The organism is Streptomyces sp. NBC_01016 (assembly GCF_026341035.1).
Classification (GTDB): domain Bacteria; phylum Actinomycetota; class Actinomycetes; order Streptomycetales; family Streptomycetaceae; genus Streptomyces.
Map to the genome: position 1 here is coordinate 4229263 of NZ_JAPEOQ010000001.1, position 25661 is coordinate 4254923.

Annotated in this window: 22 protein-coding genes and 1 pseudogene; 10 read left to right on the forward strand and 13 right to left on the reverse strand. The window is 71.5% G+C overall.

All coding sequences use genetic code 11. The features are described from left to right. Positions 1-3: 3 nt before the first annotated feature. From OG746_RS18910 to OG746_RS18920, 3 genes and pseudogenes are all read right to left on the reverse strand, one after another. Entirely contained in the window at positions 4-2367 is a 2364-nt protein-coding gene (locus OG746_RS18910; RefSeq protein WP_266715975.1) for a phosphoketolase family protein, read from the reverse strand. A gap of 144 nt (positions 2368-2511) precedes the next feature. Continuing rightward, a pseudogene (locus OG746_RS18915) lies at positions 2512-3621 on the reverse strand (right-handed parallel beta-helix repeat-containing protein); the annotation flags it as partial. 311 nt (positions 3622-3932) lie between these two features. Continuing rightward, positions 3933-4889, reverse strand: a complete 957-nt coding sequence (locus OG746_RS18920; RefSeq protein ID WP_266715976.1) for a helix-turn-helix transcriptional regulator — start codon at positions 4887-4889, stop codon at positions 3933-3935. 318 nt (positions 4890-5207) lie between these two features. On the opposite strand from OG746_RS18920, the gene OG746_RS18925 reads away from it, so the two are divergent. After that, positions 5208-5600: an ANTAR domain-containing protein gene (locus OG746_RS18925; protein WP_266715977.1), complete on the forward strand. Its 393-nt coding sequence runs from the start codon at positions 5208-5210 to the stop codon at positions 5598-5600. Between the two features lie 36 nt (positions 5601-5636). Here OG746_RS18925 and OG746_RS18930 read toward each other — a convergent pair whose 3' ends face one another. Continuing rightward, positions 5637-6158 (reverse strand): GNAT family N-acetyltransferase, encoded by a 522-nt coding sequence (locus OG746_RS18930; protein WP_266715979.1) that lies wholly within the window; start codon positions 6156-6158, stop codon positions 5637-5639. Here OG746_RS18930 and OG746_RS18935 point away from each other — a divergent pair. Continuing rightward, positions 6157-6744 (forward strand): helix-turn-helix domain-containing protein, encoded by a 588-nt coding sequence (locus tag OG746_RS18935; protein WP_266715981.1) that lies wholly within the window; start codon positions 6157-6159, stop codon positions 6742-6744. The two genes, OG746_RS18930 and OG746_RS18935, sit on opposite strands and share 2 nt — an antisense overlap. After that, positions 6741-7940 (forward strand): MFS transporter, encoded by a 1200-nt coding sequence (locus OG746_RS18940; RefSeq protein ID WP_266715983.1) that lies wholly within the window; start codon positions 6741-6743, stop codon positions 7938-7940. Before OG746_RS18935 ends, OG746_RS18940 begins: the two co-directional genes overlap by 4 nt. Positions 7941-8151: 211 nt before the next feature. Here OG746_RS18940 and OG746_RS18945 read toward each other — a convergent pair whose 3' ends face one another. Further along, positions 8152-8556: a DUF5997 family protein gene (locus OG746_RS18945; protein ID WP_266715985.1), complete on the reverse strand. Its 405-nt coding sequence runs from the start codon at positions 8554-8556 to the stop codon at positions 8152-8154. Positions 8557-8615: 59 nt separating this feature from the next. Here OG746_RS18945 and OG746_RS18950 point away from each other — a divergent pair, with 59 nt between their 5' ends. After that, entirely contained in the window at positions 8616-9410 is a 795-nt protein-coding gene (locus tag OG746_RS18950; RefSeq protein ID WP_266715986.1) for a LysR family substrate-binding domain-containing protein, read from the forward strand. A 115-nt stretch (positions 9411-9525) separates the two neighbouring features. On the opposite strand, the gene OG746_RS18955 is transcribed toward OG746_RS18950, so the two are convergent. Further along, on the reverse strand, positions 9526-10125 hold the full coding sequence (locus tag OG746_RS18955; protein ID WP_266715987.1) for a TetR/AcrR family transcriptional regulator: 600 nt from the start codon (positions 10123-10125) through the stop codon (positions 9526-9528). Between the two features lie 213 nt (positions 10126-10338). Here OG746_RS18955 and OG746_RS18960 point away from each other — a divergent pair, with 213 nt between their 5' ends. From OG746_RS18960 to OG746_RS18975, 4 genes are read left to right on the forward strand one after another with little or no spacing between them, the layout of a single operon-like run. Next, positions 10339-10926: a 2Fe-2S iron-sulfur cluster-binding protein gene (locus OG746_RS18960; protein WP_266715989.1), complete on the forward strand. Its 588-nt coding sequence runs from the start codon at positions 10339-10341 to the stop codon at positions 10924-10926. Further along, positions 10923-11915 carry an FAD binding domain-containing protein gene (locus tag OG746_RS18965; RefSeq protein ID WP_266715991.1) on the forward strand — a complete coding sequence of 331 codons (993 nt, stop codon included), beginning with the start codon at positions 10923-10925 and terminating at the stop codon, positions 11913-11915. Before OG746_RS18960 ends, OG746_RS18965 begins: the two co-directional genes overlap by 4 nt. Then, positions 11912-14041, forward strand: coding sequence for a xanthine dehydrogenase family protein molybdopterin-binding subunit (locus tag OG746_RS18970; RefSeq protein WP_266715993.1), 2130 nt, complete (start codon positions 11912-11914; stop codon positions 14039-14041). Before OG746_RS18965 ends, OG746_RS18970 begins: the two co-directional genes overlap by 4 nt. Further along, positions 14034-15143, forward strand: coding sequence for an XdhC family protein (locus OG746_RS18975; protein WP_266715995.1), 1110 nt, complete (start codon positions 14034-14036; stop codon positions 15141-15143). Before OG746_RS18970 ends, OG746_RS18975 begins: the two co-directional genes overlap by 8 nt. Positions 15144-15171: 28 nt before the next feature. Here the strand turns inward: OG746_RS18975 and OG746_RS18980 are convergent, their stop codons facing one another. Beyond that, positions 15172-16254 (reverse strand): YihY/virulence factor BrkB family protein, encoded by a 1083-nt coding sequence (locus OG746_RS18980; RefSeq protein WP_266715997.1) that lies wholly within the window; start codon positions 16252-16254, stop codon positions 15172-15174. Between the two features lie 187 nt (positions 16255-16441). On the opposite strand from OG746_RS18980, the gene OG746_RS18985 reads away from it, so the two are divergent. Beyond that, positions 16442-17908: an aminotransferase class I/II-fold pyridoxal phosphate-dependent enzyme gene (locus tag OG746_RS18985; protein WP_266715999.1), complete on the forward strand. Its 1467-nt coding sequence runs from the start codon at positions 16442-16444 to the stop codon at positions 17906-17908. Between the two features lie 48 nt (positions 17909-17956). Here the strand turns inward: OG746_RS18985 and OG746_RS18990 are convergent, their stop codons facing one another. The 4 genes from OG746_RS18990 to OG746_RS19005 all read right to left on the reverse strand — a co-directional run bounded on the left by OG746_RS18990 (position 17957) and on the right by OG746_RS19005 (position 22858). Continuing rightward, positions 17957-18946: an isopenicillin N synthase family dioxygenase gene (locus OG746_RS18990; protein WP_266716001.1), complete on the reverse strand. Its 990-nt coding sequence runs from the start codon at positions 18944-18946 to the stop codon at positions 17957-17959. Between the two features lie 101 nt (positions 18947-19047). Further along, positions 19048-20358: an amidohydrolase family protein gene (locus OG746_RS18995; RefSeq protein WP_266716003.1), complete on the reverse strand. Its 1311-nt coding sequence runs from the start codon at positions 20356-20358 to the stop codon at positions 19048-19050. Continuing rightward, positions 20355-21689, reverse strand: a complete 1335-nt coding sequence (locus OG746_RS19000; protein WP_266716004.1) for a uracil-xanthine permease family protein — start codon at positions 21687-21689, stop codon at positions 20355-20357. Before OG746_RS19000 ends, OG746_RS18995 begins: the two co-directional genes overlap by 4 nt. Positions 21690-21844: 155 nt before the next feature. Further along, on the reverse strand, positions 21845-22858 hold the full coding sequence (locus OG746_RS19005; RefSeq protein ID WP_266716006.1) for an acyltransferase family protein: 1014 nt from the start codon (positions 22856-22858) through the stop codon (positions 21845-21847). Between the two features lie 328 nt (positions 22859-23186). Between OG746_RS19005 and OG746_RS19010 the strand changes: the two genes are divergently transcribed. Next, complete coding sequence (locus OG746_RS19010; RefSeq protein WP_266716008.1) at positions 23187-23369, forward strand: hypothetical protein; 183 nt, start codon at positions 23187-23189, stop codon at positions 23367-23369. Between the two features lie 60 nt (positions 23370-23429). On the opposite strand, the gene OG746_RS19015 is transcribed toward OG746_RS19010, so the two are convergent. Together OG746_RS19015 and OG746_RS19020 are read right to left on the reverse strand one after the other, a co-directional pair. Continuing rightward, positions 23430-24785, reverse strand: coding sequence for a vWA domain-containing protein (locus OG746_RS19015; RefSeq protein ID WP_266716010.1), 1356 nt, complete (start codon positions 24783-24785; stop codon positions 23430-23432). Beyond that, a complete protein-coding gene (locus OG746_RS19020) occupies positions 24782-25639 on the reverse strand; it encodes an AAA family ATPase (RefSeq protein ID WP_266716012.1) in 858 nt (285 codons plus the stop codon). Before OG746_RS19020 ends, OG746_RS19015 begins: the two co-directional genes overlap by 4 nt. Positions 25640-25661 lie beyond the last annotated feature (22 nt).

Sequence of the window (25661 nt, forward strand, 5' to 3'; positions counted from 1 at the left end):
GCCTCACCCGGTCCACGACCAGTTCGCGACCTCGGGAAGGTCCGTGCCGTGCTCGCGGATCCACGCGCGGTGCCGCGTGCGGGCGTCGGCCATCGTCTGGCGCACCGCCGTGGCCCGCACGGCGAGCCCCGGCACCCGGTCGATGACGTCCATGACCAGCCGGTACCGGTCGAGATCGTTGCGCACGACCATGTCGAACGGCGTGGTCGTGGTGCCCGACTCCTTGTAGCCGCGTACGTGCAGCTGGGCATGGCCGGTGCGGCGGTACGCGAGGCGGTGGATCAGCCACGGGTAGCCGTGGTAAGCGAAGATCACCGGTTTGTCGGCCGTGAACAGCGCGTCGTACTCGAAGTCCGGCATCCCGTGCGGGTGTTCGCCCTGGGGCAGCAGCCGCGTCATGTCGACGACGTTCACGACACGTACGGCCAGCTCGGGCAGATGGGTGCGCAACAGGCCCGCCGCGGCGAGGACTTCCTGCGTCGGCACGTCGCCCGCGCACGCCAGGACGACGTCCGGCTCGCGGCTGCCGTCCTCGGTACCCGCCCAGTCCCACACCCCGGCGCCGCGCGCGCAGTGGGCACGGGCCGCGTCCAGGGACAGCCAGTCGAAGCACGGCTGCTTCCCGGCCACCACGACATTGACGTAGTCCCGGCTGTGCAGCACGTGCTCCGCCACGGACAGCAGCGTGTTGGCGTCCGGCGGCAGATAGACCCGTACGACGTCGGGGCTCTTGTTGAGGACGTGATCGACGAAGCCGGGGTCCTGGTGCGAGAAACCGTTGTGGTCCTGGCGCCAGACGTGCGAGGTCAGCAGGTAGTTGAGGGAGGGCAGCGGGGCCCGCCACGACAGTTCCCGCGAGGTCTTCAGCCACTTGATGTGCTGGTTGACCATCGAGTCGACGATGTGCACGAACGCCTCGTAGCAGGAGAACAGGCCGTGCCTGCCGGTGAGGTTGTAGCCCTCCAGCCAGCCCTGGCAGAGGTGCTCGGAGAGGACCTCCATCACGCGGCCGTCGCGCGCCAGGTCCTCGTCGGTGGCGAGCGTGCCCGCCTGCCAGGCCTTACCGGTGGCCTCGTAGACGGCCTGGAGGCGGTTGGACGCCGTCTCGTCGGGGCCGACGATGCGGAAGTCGCGGCGGTCCGCGGTGTCCCGCATGACCTGGGCCAGCAGATCGCCGAGCACCCGGGTGGGCTCATGGAGCGTGGTGCCCGGCTTGTCGACGGGCACGGCGAAGCGCTCCAGTGGGGCGATCGGCAGCTTGCGGGTCAGCAGCCCGCCGTTGGCGTGCGGCGTGGCACCGAGGCGCCGGGTGCCCTCGGGCACGTACGAGAGGACCTGCTCGGTGGGGCGGCCCTCGGCATCGAAGAGTTCCTCGGGGCGGTAGGAGCGCAGCCACGCCTCCAACTGCCGCAGGTGGTCCGGGTTCTCGCGGACGCCGGGCAGCGGTACCTGGTGGGAGCGCCACGTGCCCTCGACGGGTTCGTCGTCCACGGTCGCCGGGCCCGTCCAGCCCTTCGGCGTACGCAGCACGATCATCGGCCAGCGCGGGCGGTCCTTCGTGTTCCCCGCGCGGGCCTCGCGCTGGATGCGGGCGATGCGGTCGAGGGCCTGGTCCATGGTGCGGGCCAGGTCGCGGTGGACCCGCAGCGGGTCGTCGCCCGTCACGTGCAGGGGCTCGTGCCCGTATCCGCGCAGCAGCTCGTCGAGCTCCGCGTCGGGGATGCGGGCGAGCACGGTCGGGTTGGCGATCTTGTAGCCGTTGAGGTGCAGGATCGGCAGCACGGCCCCGTCGTGCACCGGGTCGAGGAACTTGTTCGCGTGCCAGGAGGTCGCGAGCGGCCCGGTCTCGGCCTCGCCGTCGCCGATCACGCACGTGACGAGCAGTTCCGGGTTGTCGAGGGCGGCGCCGTAGGCGTGCGCGAGGGAGTAGCCGAGCTCACCGCCCTCGTGGATCGAGCCGGGCGTCTCGGGCGCGACATGGCTGGGCACCCCGCCGGGGAAGGAGAACTGCTTGAACAGCCGCCCCATGCCGGCGGCGTCCCGCGAGACGTCCGGATAGACCTGCGAGTACGTGCCCTCCAACCAGGAGTTCGCGAGCACGGCGGGACCGCCGTGGCCGGGGCCCCAGACGCACAGGGCGTCGATGCCGCGCTCCTTGATGACACGGTTGAGGTGGGTGTGCACGAGGTTGAGGCCCGGGGACGTGCCCCAGTGGCCGAGAAGGCGCGGCTTGATGTGCTCGGGGACAAGCGGCTCGGTGAGCAGCGGGTTGTCGAGGAGGTAGATCTGGCCCGCCGCGAGATAGTTGGCGGCCCGCCAGTGCGCGTCGAGCGCGGCGGCCTGGTGCTTGGACAGATCCTTCGCCATGTCAGCTCCATCGGTAGCGGCAGAGACGTACTCGGCGCCGCCAGTCTGCCGCCCTCCCGGCCGCGCACGAAGAGCCCTTGTGGCCATCGTGCCGGGCCGACGAGCCGACCCGCCCCAGGGAAGGGGCGAGTCGGGTGACGCCGGCTACAGGGAGACCTGCTTGCCGCCGAGGGTCACGACGAGCTTGCCGTCCGCCGCGTACGACCAGGCGAGCGCGCCGCTGTAGGAGGCGCAGCGCGAACCGTTGGTGCCGGTCCAGAACTGGTTCGTGGAGTCCGCGCTGCCGACGGTCTTGTCGTTCGACCCGTCGACCGAGAACCGGCACGAGGTGTTGCTCCGGAACACCGAAGTACCCTTGTCCCAGGAGAAGTTGCGCTCCGGGTTGTCGATGCTGAGGTTGTTCGACACCGCCATGGAGCCCGGGTTGCTGTTGTACGTGAACCCGTGCTTGCCGTTCTTGTACGCGATGCTGCGGCGCACGATGTGGTTGACGCCGATGTCCTCGCCGCCGAGCTTGTACCCGTTGCGGTCGCCGTTCGAGTTCACGGTGCCGTCGCTCAGGGTGCCGTTGTTGTACGAGAGGGAGTCCTCGATGGTCACCGGGCCGATGGGGCCCGTGTCGGACTTGGTGTAGAGGTCCCAGCCGTCGTCGATGTTGTTGTGCGAGACGGCGTAGCGGAACACGTTGCCCGTGCCGGTGGTCAGCTTCGCGGCGAAGCCGTCGGCGTCCTCACCGTCGGAGTCCGCGTTGTCGTGCGACTCCGCGCTCACGATCAGGTTGTTGGCCGGCCACTGCGACTCGGGCGTGGTGGAGGTCGTGCGCCCCAACTGCAGCCCCGTGTCCCGGTTGAAGCGGGTCACCGTGCGCTCGATGACGTTGTTGCTGCCGCCGACGAAGATGCCGTTGTCCCCGGCGCGCTCCACGGTGATCCCGTTGAGGTGCCAGTACGAGGCGTTGAGGGCGAGCCCGCGGTTGGTCGAACTCTCGCTCTGCGCCTTGAAGTTGAGCACCGGCTTCTCGCCCGGGTAGGCGGCGAGCGTGGTGCGGGCGGCGGAGGTGCCGTTCTTGGCCACGGGAATGGTGACCGTCGAGGAGTACGCGTACGTACCGCCGCGCACGTAGATGGTGCCGCCCGCGGTGACGCGGCTGATCGCCGAAGTCAGCGTGGTCGGCGCGGACTCGGTGCCGGCCGCACTGTCGGTGCCCGTCGGCGACACGTACAGGGCGTCGCTCGCCTGCGGGGTGGTCGCGGCCTGGGTCGCGTTGCCGGACAGGGCGACGAGGGCGCCGGCCAGGAGGCCGGCGGAGGTGAGGGTGACGAGGGGTCTCGCGGCTCGTAAGTTCATCGTTCGTCTCCAGGTGCGTGAATTGGCTGGTTCGAATCCGTGAACGTGACCGCCCTGAGGCGCCATAATCGCGGCGGGGGAAAGCCCTTTCTGCGGGCGGTCGACGTGACGGTAGAACTGTCGTCGTGTCCGCGTCAACGGCTATGTATGTGATCGTTGTTCGTGAATATGAACGATCAAGGTGTGGGAAGGCCGCCCACCCCCGGTCGCGGCAGGTCTCAGGTCCCGGTCAGCGTCTGAAGCGGGGTGCGTCCGTAGGCGTCGCGGTAGAGCGCCGCGAAGCGGCCGGAGTGGTGGAAGCCCCACCGCGCGGCGATCGCGGTGACCGTCGCGCTCGCCGGATCGGAGTCCCGCAGCTCGTCGTGCGCGTGCGCGAGCCGCACCCGGCGCAGATACGCCAGCGGCGTGGTGTCCAGATGTCGCCGGAAGGCGTACTGCAGCGCCCGGACGGTGACATGGGACGCCGCCGCGATCTCGGCGACGGTGAGCGGCTCCTGGGCGTTCGCGTCGATATGGGCGATGGCGCGCCGCAGCGTCGCGGAGTGGGCGTCGTGCCGATCCGTCCCGGTGGGCCGGATGAGCGCGGTGTTGGGGAAGGCGATCAGCACGCTCGCCGCCAGGTGCTGGGCGGCGGTCGAGGCGACCAACGGCTCGGCGGCGACCTCGGGATCGGCCAGCACGTGATCGCGGACGTGGATGATGGTCCGCTTCAGGTGCCGGGCCGCGGCGTCGGAGACCGGCCGGTGGCCGGTGAGCCGGACCGGTCCCGGCGCCGCTCCCGGCATGGTGGTGGCGACCTGGCCCAGGAGGGTGGGGTCGAGCATGGTGATGTTGTACCGGGCGCCGCAGACCCGCCCCTCGTAGGGCAGTTCGGGCGGAGCGAAGGAGACCACGTCGCCGGGGCCGTAGGAGTCCTCGACGTCCCCGAAGGCGTGATCCCGGATGGTGCCCTCGTGGACGAGGCACAGACAGATCTTCTGAAGCGGCGTCACCGAGTAGCGCATGTCGAAGTCGAGGTCGAGTTCGTCGACGGACACCCCCGGCATCGCCTCGCGCCGGATCCGAATCCGACAGGACTCAGGGGTGCCGTTACCGATGCGCATGCGGGCATAGTGACGACTGAGGAAATCCTCGGTGACCTCGAGGTCGCTGCTGTCGAAATGCAGTGTGCCCATGTGCGCCGCCCTCCCCACTGAATCCTCACCGAATATGCCCGGCGCGGTCAGCTTACGACCGTCGCAGGGGCATCTGCCACGGCGTGTACCTGCGAGGGCGGGCAGCCTGCACTTTTCGTTATTTGGATGAAGCATCGCCCGACACTTCGTTCTGAGGACTGCGGCTTTCGTGCGGCAGGACCGAGCATCAAGAGGTCGGCCCTTCCCATGCCCAAGTACCGTGGCGGCTACGGGTCGAGAGCGCCTGCCAGGCGCTCCCGTCGCAGTCTGAGAAAGGTGAACGCCCTGCCCGCTCCCGCTTCTGAACCAGGTGGCCCCATGGCCTTCTTCATGTTGTCCTCGACGCGGCCGCTCACCCTCCTGTCCGCCACCGACCTCGCCAAGGAGTACGAACGGCTGCAGACGGAGGTCGCCCAGCTCAAGCAGGCCGTGACCTCGCACGCCCTCGTGGATCAGGCGATCGGCGTCGTCGTCGTGCTCGGCCGGATCCCGCCCGAGGACGCGTGGCGCGTGCTGCGTGACGTGTCGCAGCGCACCAACGTCAAGTTGAACCTGGTGGCCGAGCACCTCCTGGAGTTCGCCCAGGGCGGCCTCCTGCCGGACGACGAGCGGGTGGAGCTGCAACGGGCCGTCGTGCGCTATGCCGCGCTGCGGTCGCCGTCGCCGTCGCAGTCGTCACCGTCACCGTCGTCGGAGCAGTCCGCGGAGTGAGGGCGGGGGAGCAGTGGGGGTGGCGGCCGCGGCCGGTCAGCTCAACTGCCGCCGCATGAGCGTCAGATCGAGCCAGCGGCCGAACTTGGTGCCCACCTCGCGGACCGTTCCGGCATGCTCGAAACCGTGCCGTTCGTGCAGGCGGATCGAGGCCGCGTTGCCCGACTCGATCCCGGCGATCATGACGTGCAGGCCCGCGGCGGTGGCCGAGTCGACGAGCGTCGTCAGGAGTGCGGAACCGATGCCGGCCCCCTGGTGGCCGCCGGTGACGTACACCGAGTTCTCCACGGTGTGCCGGAAGCCGGAGTACGCCTTCCAGGGCCCGTAGACACCGAACCCGACGACCTCTCCGCCGAGCTCGGCCACGTAGGCCGAACCGCGCTCAAGATGCGCTCCCAGCCAGGCCGCGCCCTCCTCCCGCGACTGCGGCGTGTCCGTCCACAGCGCCGTGCCGTGCTCGATGGCGTGATTGCGGATGGCGAGGACGGCGTCCAGGTCGTCCTCGTGGGCCGGGCGGACCTTCACCGCCGGGGCCCGCGTCTCGTATCGTGGATCCATGTCCAATATCGTAGACCCCCTGGTGGAGCGCATCGGTGCCCGGATCCGTGCGGAGCGGGACCGGCGCCGTTGGACCCTGGCGGAGCTGGCCGAGGAGTCCGGGGTGTCGCGGGCGATGATCCACCGGATCGAGCGCGGCGAGAGCAGCCCGAGCGCCGTGATCCTCGGCAAGCTGTCGGCGGCGTTCCGGCTGAGCGTGGCGACGCTGCTCGACCCCGAGCCGGAACCGGAGCCCGAGTCGACCGAGGAGCGGGTGCGGCGCGCGGAGGCGGCGCCGCAGTGGCGCGACCCGGAGACCGGGTACGCGCGGCGGCAGGTGTCGGGACCCGGTTTCCCCGCGGAGGTGGCCGAGATCCGGCTCCCGGCCGGGGCCGAAGTCCCGTACCCGGCCGCGGCGTTCGCGTTCCACCGGCAGATCATCTGGGTGCTCGAAGGGCATCTCACGTTCCACGAGGGCGACGTCGTGCACGAACTCGACGCGGGCGACACGGTCGAACTGGGCCCGCCCACGGCCTGCGTCTTCGCCAACTCGACGCAGCGGGACTGCCGTTACGCCGTGGTCCTGGTGCGCGGTGAGGCCCCGTGAGGCTGCCGCGCGGAGGCGTCGCGGTGCTCTCCTGCACCGCCGGAGTGGCGCTCGCCAACAACTACGCGATCCAGCCTGCGCTCGGCGACGTCGCCCACGACACCGGCGCCTCTGCCGCCGCCATCGGCCTCGTCACGACCGCCGCGCTCGGCGGATGCATCGCCGGATTCGCCTTCCTGCTGCCCCTCGCGGACCGGGCGGCGCCACGGCGGCTCGTCGCGGGACAGTTGGCGCTGCTCACGGCGGGGCTGCTGCTCGCCTCCTGCGCACCCGGCCTCGGCCTGCTGCTCCTCGCGTACGTGATGGTGGGTGCGGGGGCGAGCGTCAGCGCGATGGCGTCCACGATCGCCGGGCGCGGGGTGCCGGGGGAGCGGCGCGGGCGGGCCGTCGCGGGCGTCGCGGCGGGCATGTCGGCGGGGATCCTGCTGAGCCGGCTCGTCGGCGGGGCGCTCGCGGACGCGTTCGGCTGGCGCGGCATGCTGCTCGCGTTCGCGGGGCTCGTGGTGGTCTGCGGGGCGATCGCGTGGGCGCGGCTGCCAGGGGAGCGGCCCGAGGGCGGTGGCGGTGGGTACCTCGGCACGCTCGCCGCGCTGCCCGGACTGCTGCGCCGGCACCGTGCGCTGCGGCTCGCGGTGCTGAGCGGCAGCCTCTGGTACCTGGCCTTCAGCCTCGTCTGGGTCGCGCTCACGGTGCGGCTCGCGCAGCCGCCGTACGGTCTCGATGCCGCGCACATCGGCCTGTACAGCCTGGCCGGGGCGCTCGGGTTCGCGGCGTTGCCCGTGGCCGGGCGGCTGGGGGACCGGTACTCGCCGCGTGCGGTGATCGCCGGGAGCATGGTGGTGGCGGCCGCCGGTGCGGCGCTGCTGTGCACGGGGCTCGACCGGCCCGTGGTGACGGCGGCGGGCCTCGCCCTGGTCGACGCGGGCTGCTTCACGGCCCAGGCCGCCAACCAGACCCGCGTCATGTCCATCGACCCGGCCCGCAGCGGCAGCCTCAGCGGCGTCTACCTGCTCCTGTACTTCCTGGCGGGAGCCCTCGGCGCGGGCCTGGCGGCGCCGCTTGTCGCGGCGGGCGGCTGGGGCGCGGCGAGCGGGGTGGTGTGTGGGGCGCTGGTGGTGGCGGGGGCGCTGGTCGTCCTTCAAGCTCCTGCGACTCGTCGCCATGCGGGCCCCTGCGGGGAGCCGGGGTCAATTTGAGCTCCTGCGGCCATTGAGGCCGGGCCAATTTAAGCCCTTGGGGTCATTGAGGCCGGGGTCAATTTAAGCCCCTGCGGCGATTGAGCAGCGGGGTCCGGGGCAGAGCCCCGATCTTTTCAAGCCCGCTCTTCGGACGAGAGCCCGCGGGGTCCGGGGCAGAGCCCCGCGGCGTGGGGCGCAGGCCACCCGGTGACCTCAACGCCCCACCCGATCACGCCTCGCGCTGAGCCCGCTGCTCCGCCTGCTCGGCGTGAAGCTTCTTGACGCGGACGTTCTCCTTGCGGACATCCGCCTGCGTGGCCCGCTCCGCCTGAAGCCACTCGGGGTTCTCCGTCTTGATGGCCTCGATCTGCTCCGTGGTCAGCGCATCCGTGACGCCACCGCGGGCGAGCCCCGAGATGGAGACGCCCAGCTTCTGCGCCACCACGGGGCGCGGGTGCGGCCCGTTCGCGCGCAGGTCGACGAGCCACTGCGGCGGCTCGGCCTGCAGCGCGGTCAGCTCGGCGCGCGAGACGACGCCCTCCTGGAACTCGGCGGGCGTGGCGTCGAGGAACACACCCAGCTTCTTTGCCGCGGTCGCGGGCTTCATGGTCTGGGTGCTCTGGTTCGAACTCATGAGGTCAAGGGTATCGATCGTGACGGGACCCGCTGACCACGGCGGGTAGCCTTGGGCCCGTGACCGGCACGCAAGAGACACCCGCACCGCCCTCAGGACCCTGCTTCCGCCTGGCCTACGTTCCCGGGGCCACCCCCGCCAAGTGGGTGCGGATCTGGCGTGAGCGCCGGCCCGACGTGCCGCTCGACCTGGTGCAGGTGACCGCGGCCGAGGTGCCCGACGTGCTGCGCCGTGGGGACGCCGACGCGGGTCTGGTGCGGCCGCCCGTGGACCGTACGTACTTCAGCGCGATCCCGCTCTACACCGAGAAGACCGTGGTCGTGGCCCCGAAGGACCACCTCGTGACCGCCGCCGACGAGATCACCCTCGCCGACCTCGCCGACGAGATCGTGCAGCATCCGCTCGACGACGTGCTCGGCTGGGAGCGGCCGCCGGGGCAGCCCGCCTTCGAGCGCCCCGCCACGACGACCGACGCCATCGAGCTGGTCGCGGCGGGCGTGGGCCTGCTCGTCGTCCCGATGTCGCTCGCCCGTCTGCACCACCGGCGCGACCTCACGTACCGCACGGTCACCGACGCGCCGGAGTCGAGCGTGGTGCTCGCCTGGCCCGAGGAGCGCACCACGGATCTCGTCGAGGACTTCATCGGCATCGTGCGCGGCCGGACCGTGAACAGTTCGCGGGGCCGTACGCAGGCGGAGCCCGACAAGAAGGCGGCGGAGAAGAAGAGGCTGCCGGGGAAGAAGGCCTTCGTGAAGCCGGGGCGGATTCGGCAGGACGGGAAGCCGCAGTCGAAGCGGAGTGCGAACAAGCCGGCCAAGAACGTCAAGGGCGGCAAGCCGCGTAAGCGTTCCTGAGCTACCGGTCCGCGCGCAGGGTCGACCGCCCTCCGGTCACGGGGCTCCGCCCCGGACCCCGCGCCTCAAACGCCGGCGGGGCTGGAAATGCCAATCGTCGGCGAGGCCCGAAGTATCAATCGCCGCAAGGGCCTGACGCGCCAGGCGCACCCGCCCGCAGCCCGTCCATCACCAGGTCCAGTAGGCGGCCCGCCCGTGCCTGCCAGTCGCCGTGGGGGTCGATCAGCCACAGGCCCGCGATGGCCAGCATGAAGTCGTCCGGGGTGACGTCGGGGCGGATTGTGCCCGCCTTTTCGTTCGCCTCCAGGAGGTGCGTGACCGCCTCGGTCAGTGGGGCGTGCGCGAGCTGTTTCATCGTGCCGCGTGCGCTGGTCGCCTCGCGGAGTGCGTCCGCGAGGCCCGCCTTGGCCATCGCGTACTGGGCGAGGCGGTCCATCCACTCGCGCAGCGCCAGCTCCGGCGGTCGTCCGCACAGCAACTCGCAGGCCGCGTCGGCGACCTGCTCCACCTCGTAGCGGTACACCTCGAGGACGAGCGCCTCACGGCTGGGGAAGTTGCGGTAGAACGTGCCCTGCCCGACACCCGCCTTCTTCGCGATCGCACTCAACGGCGTGTCCGCGGAGCGCGTCAGTTCGGCCAGGGCCACCTCGAGGATGCGGTCGCGATTGCGCTGCGCGTCCGAGCGCAGCGCGGCCGACTTCTTCGCGTAGCCCACGCGACTTCTCCTCCTTCGGCCGTGGCGGGGAATAGTCCTTGCTAGGCGGACAGTTGTCCACTACGTTCGTGTCCCGTTGAACGGACAGCTGTCCGGTTAGAGTCCACACCATAGTGGTCCGGGCCCCGGACCGCATCCATGTCCGGTCCGCGTCCCACCCTGCGTACAGCGCCGATTCTCCACGCACCAGACACGCGAAAGAAGGCTGCACACATGCCCCCAGCTGACACCGGCGGCACGACCGTGTCCGCTACGTCCAGCGTCGTCACCTTGAACATCAACGGGGAGAAGCACACGCTGCCCGTCGACCACCGCACCACGCTGCTCGACGCCCTGCGCGAGCGGCTCGATCTGACCGGCACGAAGAAGGGCTGCGACCAGGGGCAGTGCGGCGCCTGCACGGTGCTCGTCGACGGGCGCAGGACCGTGGCCTGTCTGCAGCTCGCGGTCGCCGCCGAGGACCGCGAGATCACCACCATCGAGGGCATCGCGGGCCCGGACGGCGAACTGCACCCGGTGCAGGAGGCGTTCGTCGAGCTCGACGGCTACCAGTGCGGCTACTGCACGCCCGGCCAGATCTGTTCGGCCCTCGCCGTCATCGAGGAGCACGCCGCGGGCTGGCCGTCCGCGGCCACCGGCGACGTGCGGCCCGAGGCCGGGCCGCAGCCGCTGACCCCGGAGGAGATCAGGGAGCGGATGAGCGGAAACCTGTGCCGCTGCGGGGCGTACGTGTCGATCGTGCAAGCGGTCGCCCACGCGGCCGCGCACTCCGCCGACGACGCGAAGGAGACCGTGGCGTGAGGGAGTTCGGATACGAGCGGGCGTCCGATGTGTCGGGCGCGGTGGCGGTGCTCGGCGCCGACCCCGAGGCGCGCTTCCTCGGCGGCGGCACCAACCTCGTCGACCTGATGAAGATCGGCGTCGAGCGGCCCGCGCGCCTCGTCGACGTGCGGGAACTGCCGCTCGGCGAGATCGAGGTGACCGCTGACGGTGGGCTCCGTATCGGTGCCACCGTCACCAACAGCGACCTCGCCGCCCACCCCGAAGTGCGGCGCCGCTACCCGGCGTTGACTCAGGCCGTGCTCGCCGGGGCCTCCGGGCAGCTGCGCAACATGGCCACCGTCGGCGGCAATCTGCTGCAGCGCACTCGCTGCGGCTACTTCACCGACGTCAGCAAGCCGTGCAACAAGCGGGAGCCCGGCAGTGGTTGCCCGGCCGTCGAGGGCGAGCACCGCAATCACGCCATCCTCGGCGCGAGCGAGCACTGCGTGGCGGTGCACCCGTCCGACATGGGTGTCGCGCTCGCCGCGTTCGACGCCGTCGTGGAGTACGAAACCGCCGACGGCAAGGGCGAGTTGGCGCTCGCCGACTTCTACCGGCCCGTCGGCGACACCCCGCACCTGGAGACCGGCCTCCCGGCCGGTGCGCTCATCACCGCGGTCACCCTGCCGCCCGCGCCCGTCGCGGCGAACTCGGTGTACCGCAAGGTCCGCGAGCGCGCCTCGTACGCCTTCGCGATCGGCTCCGTGGCCGCCGCCGTCGACGTCCAGGACGGCGTCGTACGGGACGCGCGGATCGCGCTCGGCGCGGTCGCCTCGCGGCCGTGGCGGGCCCGTGCCGCAGAGGCGGCGCTGATCGGGCAGCCCGCGGAGGGCGCGACGTTCGCGGCCGCCGCGGACGCCGAACTAGCGGCGGCGAAGCCGCTGCCCGACAACAGGTACAAGGTGCCCCTGATGCGCAATCTGATCGTTGCGCTGCTCACCGAACTCGCCTCGGAGGCCACCCGATGACGACGACCACCACCACAGCGGCCGGCACGACGAAATCGGGCTCGGTGGGTGTCGGGCGCAGCCGGATCGAGGGGCGCGAGAAGGTCACGGGGGCCGCCCGGTACGCGGGCGAGTTCCCGTTCACCGACCTCGCGCACGGCTGGCTCGTGCTGTCCACCGTGGCACGCGGCCGGATCCGCTCGGTCGGCGACGAGGCCGTGCGCGCCATGCCCGGCGTCCTCGCCGTCATGCACCACGGCAACGCGCCGCGCATCAACACCGACTACCTCACCCTGATGGGGCCGCCCGACGGCATCCTCCACGTCTTCCAGGACGACAAGGTGAAGCACGCCGGCTGGCCCGTCGCGCTCGTCGTAGCCGAGACCTCCGAGCAGGCCCGGGAGGCCGCGGAGGCGCTCGTCGTCGAGTACGACACCGAGCCGCACGACATCGCCTTCGAGGCCGACCGGCCCGGCACCTACGCGCCCGAGGGCTCGGAGGCGACCAAGGGCGACCTGGAGGCCGAACTCGCCGCGTCCGCCGCCGTCGTGGACGAGCGCTACACCACCCCCGAGACGCACCACACCGCCATGGAGCCGCACGCGGTGACCGTGCGCTGGGAGGACGGGCGGCTGGAGGTGTACGACGCCAACCAGGGCAGCAAGGCCGTCGCCGACCAGCTCGCGCAGACCTTCTCGCTCGACCCGTCCGCCGTGCGCGTCCGCTCGGAACACGTCGGCGGCGCCTTCGGCGGCAAGCTCGTGGCGGCGCACCACATCGCCGCCGTGATGGCCGCGACCGAACTCCATCGCCCCGTCCGGCTCACCATGACGCGCCGTCAGGTCTTCGCGATCACCGGCTACCGCAGCCCCACCACCCAGCGGATGCGGCTCGGCGCCGACGCCGACGGACGCCTTCGCGCGTTCGGGCACGACGCGCAGTCGCTGACCTCGAACATCCGCGAGTTCGTCGAGGCGAGCGCCGGGTACGGGCGTGTGATGTACGCGTCCGACGCGCACCACTCCGTGAACCGTGTGGTGCCCCTGGACCTGCCGACCCCGACGTTCGTCCGGGCGCCCGGCGAGGCCCCCGGCTCGTACGCCGTGGAGTCGGCGCTCGACGAGCTCGCCGAGAAGCTCGGCATGGACCCGGTCGCGCTCCGCGTGCGCAACGAACCCGAGGTCGGTCCGGTCTCCGGGCTGCCCTTCAGCAGCCGCAATCTCCTCGGCTGCTACGAGGACGGCGCGCGCCGCTTCGGCTGGGAGGGCCGCGACCCGCGACCGCGCGTGCGCCGCGAGGGCCGCTGGCTCCTCGGTACGGGCGTGGCGGCCTGCTCCTTCCCGTCCGGTGTCGCCCCGTCCACGGCGTCCGTCACCGCCGAGCACGACGGTACGTTCACGGTCCGGATCACGGCGGCGGACGTCGGCACAGGGGCGCGCACCGCGCTGACCCAGATCGCCGCCGACGAACTCGGCGTCGACCAGGGCCTGGTGCGGGTGCGGATCGCCGACAGCGACTTCGGGGAGGCGTGGCTCTCGGGCGGCTCGATGGGCACGCGCTCGTGGGGTTGGGCCGTGATGGCGGCCAGCCGCGAACTGCGCGACCGGCTGTCCCCGACCGCCGCCGTTCCCACCGAGGGCCTCACGGTCCGCACCGACACGACCGAACTGGTCGGTGCCCTCGCGCAGAAGGAGCGCTACTCCTACGGCGCGCAGTTCGCCGAGGTCGCCGTGGACGTGGCGAGCGGCGAGGTCCGCGTGCGCCGCCTCCTCGGTGTCTTCTCCGCGGGCCGCATCATCAACCCCCTCACCGCGCGCAGCCAGTTGGTGGGCGGCATGACGTGGGGCATCTCCATGGCCCTGCACGAGGAGGCCGTGCGGGACGCGGCGGACGGCGGGCACGTCGGCGCCGACTTCGCGGGCTACCACGTCGCCGCCAACGCGGACGTGCCGGTCGTCGAGGCGCACTGGGTCGACGACAGCGACCCGGACGACCCCGTCGGCATCAAGGGCGTCGGCGAGATCGGCATCGTCGGCACGGCCGCCGCGATCGGCAACGCCGTGTGGCACGCGACCGGTGTGCGGCACCGCGATCTGCCGCTGCGGCCCGACCGGGTGCTGCTCGCCGAGGCGGAGCGCAATGCTTGACCTCGCCGCCGAGCTGAGCGAATGGGCCGCGCAGGGCCGGGAGTTCGCTGTCGCCACCGTCGTATCGGTGAGCGGCAGCGCGCCCCGGCCGCCCGGCGCGGCCCTCGCCGTCGACTCGGCGGGCGAGGTCATCGGCTCGGTGTCCGGTGGCTGCGTGGAAGGCGCCGTCTACGAACTGTGTGTCCAGGCGCTCGCGGACGGTGCGCCGGCCCGCGAGCGGTTCGGCTACAGCGACGACGACGCGTTCGCCGTGGGTCTGACCTGTGGCGGCGAGGTCGAGGTGCACGTCGAGCCGGTGCGGCTCGACTCGCCGTCCCGGGCGACGGTGGTCTCGGCGCTCGCCGTCGCGGCGCGCGGCGAGGCGGTGGCGCTGGCCCGCATCCTCGACGGGCCGGGTGAACTCCCGTCCATCGGCGGCCTGTTGATGATCCGTCCCGACGGCTCGCACGAGGGACGGCTCACGGAGGGCGACGACTCGGGGCTCGCTGCGCAGGCCCGCGCCTATCTCGACCTCGGCCGCACGGGGCTGTGCGAGGTGCCGGAGAGCAAGGCGCGCTGCGAGGGAGACGTCACCCTGTTCGTCGAGTCGAGCGTGCCGCCCGCGCGGCTGATCGTGTTCGGCGCGGTGGACTTCGCGGGCGCGCTGGTCAAGGTCGGCAAGCTGCTCGGCTTCCACGTCACCCTGTGCGACGCGCGCGGCGTCTTCGCCACGCCGACCCGTTTCCCGGAGGCGGACGAGGTGGTCGTGGAGTGGCCGGACCGCTATCTCCGCTCGACCGACACCGATGAGCGCACCGTGCTGTGCGTGCTGACGCACGACGCGAAGTTCGATGTGCCGTTGCTGGAGGTCGCGTTGCGGCTGCCGGTCGCGTACGTCGGGGCGATGGGCTCGCGGCGCACGCACGACGACCGGATGGCGAAGCTGCGCGAAGTCGGTCTGGGCGAGGCCGAGTTGGAGCGCCTGCACTCCCCGATAGGTCTCGACATCGGCGGCCGCACACCGGAGGAGACCGCGGTGTCGATCGGCGCGGAGATCGTCGCGGCACGGCGTGGCGGGAGCGGGCAGTCGTTGCGCGGCGGCGAGGGGGCGATCCACGGCTGAGCGGCCGGCCTGATCCGAACGACAGGTCCTACACCGGCCGGCTGCCGTGGGTGGTCCTGCGGCGGAGCCGTGCCGGCCATTTGCGGGTGTCGCGCGGCTCCACGTACGGCTCCTCGTCCTCGGGGAGACCGCCGACGATGGCGCGCTGCCGGGCCAGCTCCGCGTCGAATTCCAGGCCGAGCAGCAGCGCCAGGTTCGACAGCCACAGCCAGACCAGGAAGATGATGGCGCCGGCCAGCGTGCCGTACGTCTTGTTGTACGAGCCGAACCAGGTCACGTACAGCGCGAAGCCGCCCGAGGCCGCCAGCCACAGCAGCACCGCGAGCAGGCTGCCCGGGCTCAGCCAGCGGAAGCCGGGGCCCCGGACGTTGGGGGCGCGCCAGAACAGCAGCGCCACCATCAGGACGACCAGCGCGAGCAGCACCGGCCACTTCGCGATGTGCCACGTCATGAGCGCCGCGTCGCCCGCCCCGAGCGCGTCGCCCGCGCGCTTGGCCAGCGGTCCTGTGAACACGATGATGATCGCGCTCAGCGCGAGGAGCACCATCAGCGCGCCGGTCAGCGCGAGCTGCAACGGCGTCAGCTTCCAGGCCGGGCGGCCCTCCTCCGTGTCGTAGACGGCGTTCGAGGTGCGGATGAACGCGGCGACATAGCGGGAGGCCGACCAGACCGCGGTCAGCAGGCTCACGATCGCGACCGCCCCGCTGGCCCCGCCGCTGTCCTGCAACTGCCGCACGGCATCGGTCAGCAGATCGCGCACGGGACCCGGCGTGAGGTGACGCAGGTTGTTCAGGACGCCCCGCGTCGCCCGCTCGCCGACCACGCCGAGGAAGGACACCAGGACGAGCAGCGCGGGAAAGATCGAGAGGACGCCGTAGTACGTCAGCGCGGCCGCCCGGTCGGGCAGGTCGTCGTCGAGGAACTCCTTTCCGGTGCGGCGCAGCACCGCCCACCAGGAGCGGGCCGGAAGGTCCGTCGGGTCCTTCGGGCCATTCGGGTCCTTCGGATCCTTCGGGTCGTTCGGGCCCTTCGGGGCCGGGCTCGGCTCACCCGTCGTCGCCGTCTCGGCGGACCCTTCCTCGTCCTGTCCGCGATGCTCGTGGTGGGTCATGGTGCTCCCTCAACTCGCGGTCGGCGCCAGGGGGCGGTCATGCGTCCCGAGTCCCCTCGAAGGGGCTGCTCAAGCCCGGAATCCGGGTACCGGGCCCCGGCGGGCGCGCGGCCGAATCCCTTCCGCACCACACGACCCGGCAGGAGCAGATGGCATGAACAGGCCCGATATCCGGTACCCGGGTCCCATGGATCACACCTCCGCCCCCGTTCTGGAAGCCATCGACTCGTACCACGCGCACGGCAGGCTCGCCTTCACGCCACCCGGTCACAAGCAGGCGCGCGGCGCCGACGAGCAGGCCAGGAGAGTGCTCGGCGACGCCTTCCACTCGGACGTCCTCGCCAGCGGCGGCCTGGACGACCGCCGGATGCGCGGCCGGGTGCTGCGGCGCGCCGAGGAGCTGATGGCCGACGCGGTCCACGCCGACCACACCTTCTTCACCACGTGCGGCAGCTCCCTGTCGGTCAAGGCCGCGATGCTGGCCGTCGCCGGGCCCCACGAGCAGCTGCTCATCGGGCGTGACGCCCACAAGTCCGTGGTGAGCGGGCTGATCCTGTGCGGCATCGACCCCGTGTGGGTCGAACCGCAGTGGGACGCCGAGCGCGGCCTCGCGCACCCGCCCTCCCCGCAGTCGTACGAGGAGGCCTTCGAACGTCATCCGGACGCGCGCGGAGCGCTGATCACCAGCCCGACCCCGTACGGGACCTGCGGCGACCTGGAACGGCTCGCCGAGGTCTGCCACGCGCGCGGCAGGCCGCTGATCGTCGACGAGGCGTGGGGCGCGCATCTGCCGTTCCACCCCGACCTGCCCAAGTGGGCCATGGACGCGGGCGCCGACGTGTGTGTCACCAGCATCCACAAGATGGGCAGCGGCCTGGAGCAGGGCTCGGTGTTCCATCTGCGCGGCGACCTCATCGACCCGGACACACTCACCTCCCGCGCCGACCTGCTCGGCACCACCAGTCCCTCCGTCCTCATCTACGCGGGCCTCGACGGCTGGCGACGCCAGATGCGGCTGCACGGCCGCGAGCTCCTGGGCGACGCCCTCGACCTCGCGACGGACGCGCGGCGGGCCATCGACGCGATCGACGGCCTGCACGTGTACGGCCGCGACGACCTCACCGGCCCCGGCCTCGCGTACGACCTCGACCCGCTGCCCGTCCTCATCGATGTGTCCGACCTCGACACGAGCGGCTACCGCGTCGCCGACTGGCTGCGCTCCCACCGCGCCCTCGACGTGCACATCGCCGACCACCGCAGGGTCGGTGCCCAACTCACCTTCGCGGACTCCCCGGCGACGCTCGCCGCCCTCCTCGACGGCCTGCGGGACGTCACCGAACACCGCGCCGAACTGCGCGGCGCGCCCACTGTCGCCGTGCCGAAGCCCTCCGAACTCCGCCTGGAACACGCCATGTTGCCGCGCGACGCGTACTTCGGGCCGATCGAGGAGGTGCCGCTGGAACGCGCCGCGGGACGCGTCGCCGCCGAAATGGCCAGCCCGTACCCGCCGGGCATCCCGACGGTGCTGCCGGGGGAGCGGCTCACCGGCCCGGTGCTCACCTATCTGCGTTCGGGCCTCACGGCGGGCATGAACGTACCCGATCCGGCGGACCCGGAACTGCGCACGATCCGGGTGGCGGTGGAACCCTCCTGAACCGGCCGCCGTCCGCCGTTCGCGGGAATCGTCACGTCAACCACCTGACTATCGGGCGAAGTTGGCAGCGATTCGCTGCTGGATGTAGTCGGCCGCGGTGATCGGCGGGTAGCGGCCCTCCGGGCCCTCGATCACCACGTCACGGTCGGCCTGCGCGAAGAACGCGATGCTGTGGCGGGCCGACCGGTCGTCGTCCGGGCCCGGTGACCTGACCCGGTGGAAGTTCGACGGGAGCCGGTCGTCGCTCCACCGCATCAGCATGTCCCCGATGTTGCAGGTGATCACGGAGTCCGCCGGCTCGACCGGCGTCCACTCCTGCGCCTCGGCCTCCTTGCCCGGGCACACCTGCAGCCCGCCCTGCCCGTCCCGCTGGAACAGCAGCGTCAGGCAGTCGAAGTCGGTGTGCGCCCCGGCCCGCCACACGTTCTCGGGGATCACGGCGTCTTCGGGCACGGCGAAGTAGTGCAGCATCCGCAGCGTCGACTGGTACTGCGGGCTCGCCGGGTCGTGGGCGCGCGCGAAGAATCCGTCCGGCAGGCCCAGCTTGTCGGCGAAGCAGCCCAGGACGCGCATCGCCAACTCCCGGCAGCGCGCCTCGAATTCGAGGGTTCGCTCGCGGAAACCGGGCAGCGCGTCGTCCGGCCACAGGCCTTCCATGTGCGGACGGGTCAGCTGGTACGACTCCTTCTGGTCGGGCGTCCCGATCGAAGGACGCACCTGGGTCATCGACTCCCAGCCGGAGTTGAGCCCCTTCTTCAGGCCGTGTCGCGCCTTGGTCTCCTCCGGCAGCGCGAAGAAGGCCTCGGCGTCGGCGAACGCGCCGTCCACGGCGCGTGGTTCGATGCCGTGGTTGACCAGCTGGAAGAAGCCGATGTCGGTGGCGGCGGCCCACAGTTCCTCGGTGATCTCGGCCTTGCGGTTCTCGAAGTCGGCGAGGTCGATGCGGCGGATCTCCCGGGCGGAGGTCTCCGTCCCGGCGCCGCCCATCCGGGTTTCCTTGGTCAGTTCGGCGAGGTCGTACGTGGTGGTGTCGGTCATCGTGGGGTTCGCTCCTTGAGATGTGAGGGTGGTCCGTGGTTGCGGACTCGGGGCTCCGCCCCGGGCCCCGCTGCTCAATCGCCGCAGGGGCTTGATCTGGGTCAATTGGTCAGGGCCGCTGCCAACTCGCGAGAGGGGAGCCGGACATGCTCCCCGTCGCGTACGAGGATCTCCCCGTCGACCAGGACGGCCGTCACGGTCCTGCTGCCCGCGCACGTCAGGAGCGTCGCTCCCGGATCGCGTACCGGAAGGCAGGCGTAGTCCCGGTCGAAGCGGTGCAGGACGAGGTCCGCCTGCATCCCGAGCCGCACCCCGCCGTCCGGGTTCTCCTCGATCCCGAGGACCCGGTTCGCGCCGCCCGCCGCTATCGCGAACATCTCGGAGAACCCGAACAGATCCGCCTTGCGGTGCGCGGCCCGTTGCAAATACGCGCCGATGCGCAGTGCCTCAAGGATGTCCTGCGTGTCATTGCTGGCAGCCCCGTCGACCCCGAGCCCGACGCTCAGGCCGGCCTCCAGCATCGCGGGCACCGGCGCGATCCCGCTGCCGAGCCGCATATTGCTCAGCGGGTTGTACGAGACACCGACGCCGTGCCGGGCGAGTGTCCCGCGGCCCGCCGCGTCCAGCTCCACACAGTGCACGGCGAGCAGCCGGTCCCACAGGAACCCGGCCCGCTCCAGATACTCGATGGCACCAACTCCCGTACGATCGCGGCACATTGCGTCGTCCGTCATCGTCTCCAACAGGTGCAGCGAGACGGGCAGGTCGTGCTCGTCCGCGTACGCGCGTACGGCGGCCATCCCGTCCGGTGTCAGGCACCGCGGGTTGGGCACGGCCACCCCCACGTCCACCCGGCTGCCGCGCGCCTGCGCGATCAGCTCGTCCGTGTGCGCGAGGGCCTCCTTCAGCGGCTGCATCAGCCGAGGGTCGAAGCCCCACTTGCGGCTCCGGTCCGCCCGGTCGGCGACGCCCCGGCACAACACGGCCCGTACACCGCTGTCCTTGAGGGCCCGCAGCACCGCGTCGTGCACCTCGGGCGACGGGTGCGGCCACATGTGCTCGACGAGCGTGGTGGTGCCGCTGCGCAGCGCCTCGGCCGCGGCGGCGGCAGCGGTCGCGTAGGCCCGCTCGGGAGTGAGCAGCGCGGCCTCCTCGCCGACGGCGCTCAGCCACGCGAGCAGCCCGAGCCCCTCACCGATACCGCGCAGCCCGGCCTGGAAGAGGTGGGTGTGAGTGTTGACGAGGCCGGGCGTCAGATGTCCGCCACCGCCATCCAACACCGCGCCAACACAAGGGAGTTCACCGTGCGACACCAGCGCCGTGACTCGCCCGTCGGCGATGTGCACATCCATCCCGGGCAGCCAGCGGCCCCCGCTGTAAACGGTGACGTCCGTGATCGTCCGGAGGTTCATCGGGCGGGCTCCTTCCGGAGGCGGGTCGCGCCCGTGTGGTGGAACAGCAGATTGAGCAGGAACGCCACGATCCCGGTGACGGCGATGCCGCTGTCCAGGACGGTGCGTACGTACGAGGGGAGCGGCGCGTAGAAGTCCGGCGCGCCGAGCGGGATCATGCCGAGCGCGAAGGCGAGGGCGACGGTCAGCAGATTCCGTGGCTCGGTCAGATCGGCGCGCGCGAGGATGCGCAATCCGACGGCGCCCACGGTCCCGAACATGACGAGCGACACCCCGCCGAGGACCGGCCCCGGCACGGCGGCGACGGCGGCCCCGAGCACGGGCACGAACGCCAGCACCACCATCAACACCCCGGACAGCGCCACGACATGACGGCTCTTCACTCGCGTCACGCTCACCAGGCCCACCGACTGCCCGAACGTCACGATGGGGAAGGAGGCGAGCGCCCCCGACAGCACGGTGGCGGCCCCGTCCGCGCGCAGCGCCCGTACGACGGTGGGCGCGTCGTCGCCGCGGCCGACGATCTGGCCGACCGCGAGGGTGTCGCCGACGGACTCCACCATGTTCACGAGCTGCACGACGAGCATCGCCGCGATCGCGGGCACCACGAACGTGGGTGCCCCGAAAGCGGTGGGATCGGGTGCCGTGACGACGTGCGCGTCCGCGACCCCCGACCCGTCGAACAGCCCCAGCGGCAGCGCGGCCACGGTCCCCACGGCCATGGCGACGAGCACCGAGAACCGGGCGACCGCCGGCGGCGCGAGCCGCTCCACCAGCACGACCAGCACCACGGTCGCGGCGGCGAGCGCGAGGCCCTTGCCGCCCCCGCCGTCGCCGGTGACGAGTCCTGCCGCCGACGGTACGAGCGAGAACCCGATCACGGCGATGACCGTCCCGGTCACCAGCGGCGGAAACAGATGCAGGCACCGACCGAACCACGGCGCGATGGCCAGCGTCACGAGACCCGACACGACCGTGGCCCCGAACACGGCGGCGAGCCCGTGCTCCTGCCCGATGAGGATGGCGGGGGTGATCGCGGTGAACGTCGACCCCATCACGATCGGCAGCCGCGCCCCGAACCACTTCAGCCCCATCGACTGCAACACGGTCGCGATCCCGCTCACCAACAAATTGGCGCTGATGAGCAGCCGAATCCGGTCCTCGGGGAGATGCAGCGCGGTCCCCACCAGCAGCGGCATCGTCGCCATGCCCGCGTACGCGACGAGCAGATGCTGCAGGCTCAGCGGCACGAGCCGCCGCAGCGGCGGCCGGGCGTCGACGGGGTGGGGTCCTTGGTGTGCGGGCGCGACGGCATGCTCGACAACAGCCATCGTTCCTCCTCACAGCTCGGTGGAAGATGGCTGGTTAGCGCCGTGGCGGGTCAACGCGTGGGCGCCCACCGGCCGTTGCAGCCATGACCGGTGTGATGGGGACGGTAGGGAGCGGGTGTTTCGTCGGCGTTGCGCTCAGGAAACCGGCGCGGAACCTAGGAAGCCGGATCCTTCTTGAAGGCCCACTTCATCTCGGGCTCCATGGCCCAGTGGAACAGCCGCTGGACGGGTGGGGTGCACAGGACGGTGATGACACTCGCCGCGATCACGGTGACGGTGATCTCGCCGAGCGGCGTGTGCACCCAGTCGTGGTCGTACCAGCCCCAGAAGCGGGAGCCCTTCGCGAGGAAGCCGTGCAGCAGATAGCCGTACAGGGTGCCCGCGCCGAGCGCCGTGCACCACAGCCTGCGCCCCGGCACCCACGCGAAGAAGCAGGCCATCAGGATCACCGAGCAGCCGAACAGCGCGAGCGTCATCACCACGCCCGTCCAGCCGGACGCGCCCAGCTCCTGCGCGCTGTCACGGCGGTAGAACCAGGCGGCGGTCATCCGCGGCGAGGCCCAGTAAGCGACGAGCAGCGCACCCACGAACACCGGCACTGCGAGCAGGCGGGCCTCGCGGCGCCGCACCAGGCTGAAGTGGTGCGGCTTCAGGCACAGCCCGAGCACGAAGAAGGGCAGGAACTGGAGCACCCGCTGAAGGTCCAGGTCGTCACCGATGTCGGGGGAGACGGCGGCGAGCACGGCGACCGCGAGGGCCAGCGGCAGCGGCGCCCGGATGATCTTCCAGAGCGGGGTGGTGAGCCGCCAGATGAAGAGCGCGATCAGGAACCAGGTCAGATACCAGGGGTCGAGCAGGCTGATCGGGTAGTCCGGGTCGTCGCCCACCGTGCGCTTGAAGAAGGTGTACGCCACCTCGAAGATCACGTACGGCACCAGTACGCCCGTGACCAGGCGTTTCATCCGGCGGGGGCTCGCGTCGAACGACCGCGAGAAGTATCCGGAGATCACGATGAACGCCGGCATGTGGAACGTGTAGACGGTGAAGTACAGCGCGGAGGCCGCACGGCTGTCGCCACGCAGCGGTTCCCAGGCGTGCCCGAGCGCGACGAGGACGATCGCCAGGTACTTGGCGTTGTCGAAGTACGCGTCACGGCCGTCCGCCTTCATGCGGTCTCCGTCCCGGTCGGTGAACCTCCCGCTCACGCTTCACGGACCCCGACGATTGCGCAAGTGAGAGGGCTACGCAGGGTGCGAAGCGGCCGTGCGCGGACGCAGGATCAGCGCGCTGGGCGAGTAGAAGTTGCGCATGTACTCTGATTAGCCCCACTTGCACGATTTGCGCGATTCGCATTTGGAAGGTGGCCCCTTGCCCGTGACGCCCGTGACGCCCGTGACAGCCGTGACGCCCGCGAGTCCCATGACAGCCGTGACGCCCGCGAGTCCCGCGGCCGCCGTCCACTTTGAGCCCACGCGCTCCGCGTCCAGAGCGCGGCGCATGGTGACCTTCGGGCTCGGCGCGCTGCTGTGGATCGGCGTGGGCCTCCTGGCGGTCACCTTGCTGGGGCCCACGGGCATCATGGTCCGCCTGCTGTTCGTCACCGCCATCACCTTCGCCTACTTCTCCCTCACCCTGGCGAGCCGCTGGGGACTGTGGCGGCTGACCACGATGGAGTCGTAGGAAGGCGTCACAGTTCCGCTGGACGCGCCCCGCTGGACGGGTCCGCCTAGACGGGGCCCGCTAGACGGGAAGCAGGCGGCCCACCAGGGTGCTCAGCTGGCGCGCGTTGCGGCATTCGTACAGGTCCACCACTTCCGCGTACGTGGAGGCCGCGGAGTCGCCCGTGTCCCACTGGGAGCGGGGTTCCGGGTTGAGCCAGTAGGTGCGGCGGGAGGCGCGGGTGATGCGGCGGAGGGCCGGGAGGTTCGGGTTCTGCTGGTTGTTGCGGGCGTCGCCGAGGATGAGGACCGTGGTGCGGGGGCCCACCGCGGACTCGTAGCGCTCGACGAACTCGCCGAGCGCCGTGCCGTAGTCGCTGCTGCCGTGCCAGCCGGTCAGCGTGGCCTCGGAGGCGATGCGGGCGCCGAGGCCCTCCGCGTCCGCGGCGCCGTGCGCGATGAGGTCGGTGACCTCGTCGATCCGGTTGACGAAGGCGAAGACGCGGATCTTGCTGAACTGGTCGTGCAGGGCCTGGACCAGGAGCATCGTGAAGTTCGCGAAGCCGGCCACCGAGCCCGACACGTCGCAGAGCAGGACCAGTTCCGGGCGGGTCGGGCGGCGCTTGCGCAGGACGGGCTTCATGGGGACGCCGCCCGTCGACAGGGAGCCGCGCAGCGTTCGGCGCAGGTCGATGTGGCCGCGGGCCGCGCGGCGTCTGCGGGCCGCGAGGCGGGTGGCCAGCTTGCGGGCCAGGGGGTGGACCGTGCGGCGCAGCTCGGCGAGCTGGGCCTTGTCCGCGTAGAGGAACAGGGTGCGGTCGGGTGTCTGGACCGGCATGCGGCGCGCCAGCTCGTCGCGGTTGCGGGCCTCCGCGACGCGGCGGCGGGCCTCGCCGCGCACCCCTTCGCGGAAGGCCTCGATGCGGCGCCGGATCTCGTCCGCCTCGATGCGGTCGGTGAACGCCCCTGACTGGCCGCTGCCGCCCGCGCGGATCGCCGACATGACGGGCGCGAGGAGCGTCTGCGGGCGCAGCCGGTCGAGCGTCTGCTGGGACGACCAGCCGTTCGTGTCGTAGCCGCCGAGGGCGTCCACCGCCGCGGCCGCCAGGCGGGCGAGGGCGGCGCTGTCGTTCCTGGTCAGGGCCTCGGTGAGGCGTTCGCGGAGGCTGTCCCTGTCGGTGGTGCCGGCCTCGCCGGGCGCGCCCACCGCGTGCGGGAAGTACACGTCGAAGACCGGGTCGAAGACCGCGCGCTGGCCCTGGTCGTGGAGGAGCGTGGAGGCCAGCCCCTCGCGCAGCCGGTCCCGGCTGTCCAGGCCCAGCGCCGCCACCGCCTGCGCGGCGTCCACGCTCTCGCCCGTGCCGATCCGGATGCCGTGCGCGCGCAGCGCCCGGACGAGCGAGGTGACCCGGTCCGCGACCGAGAGCGCCGTGCTCACACCGCGTCCAGGTCGAGCTTCGCCGCTGCCGTGTTCACGTCCTCCTGATGCTTGAGGACGACGCCGAGGGACGCCCGTACGACCTCCTCGTCCAGGCGGTCCGCGCCGAGCGCCAGCAGGGTGCGTGCCCAGTCCACCGTCTCCGCGACCGAGGGCACCTTGCGCAGATCCATCGCGCGCAGCGCGCCCACGACGCGTACGAGGGACTCGGCGAGCACCGCGTCGAGCTCGGGCACCTTCAGGGCGACGATGCGGCGCTCCAACTCCTCCTCGGGGAAGCCGATGTGGAGGAAGAGGCAGCGCCGGCGCAGTGCCTCGGACAGTTCGCGGCTCGCGTTGGAGGTGAGGACCACGAAGGGGCGCTTGGTGGCGGCGATGGTGCCCAGCTCGGGGACGGTCACCTGGAAGTCGGAGAGGACTTCGAGGAGGAGACCTTCTACTTCTACGTCCGCCTTGTCCATTTCGTCGATGAGGAGGACCTTGGCGTCCTCGCCGCGGATCGCCGTCAGGAGCGGGCGGGAGAGGAGGTACTCCTCGCTGAAGATGTCCGTGCGGGTCTGGTCCCAGGTCTCGCCCTGGCCCGCCGTGATGCGCAGCAGCTGCTTGGCGTGGTTCCACTCGTAGAGCGCGCGGCTCTCGTCCACGCCCTCGTAGCACTGGAGGCGGATCAGGCGGGCGTCGCTGATCGCCGCGACCGCCTTCGCGAGTTCCGTCTTGCCGACGCCCGCCGGGCCCTCGACGAGCAGTGGCTTGCCGAGCTTGGCGGCCAGGAAGACGGTGGTCGCCACGGCGGGCGAGGCCAGATAGCCGGTCCCGGCCAGGCGCGTGGTGACTTCGTCCACGGAAGCGAACAACGGGGCCTCCTGCTCGGTGCGT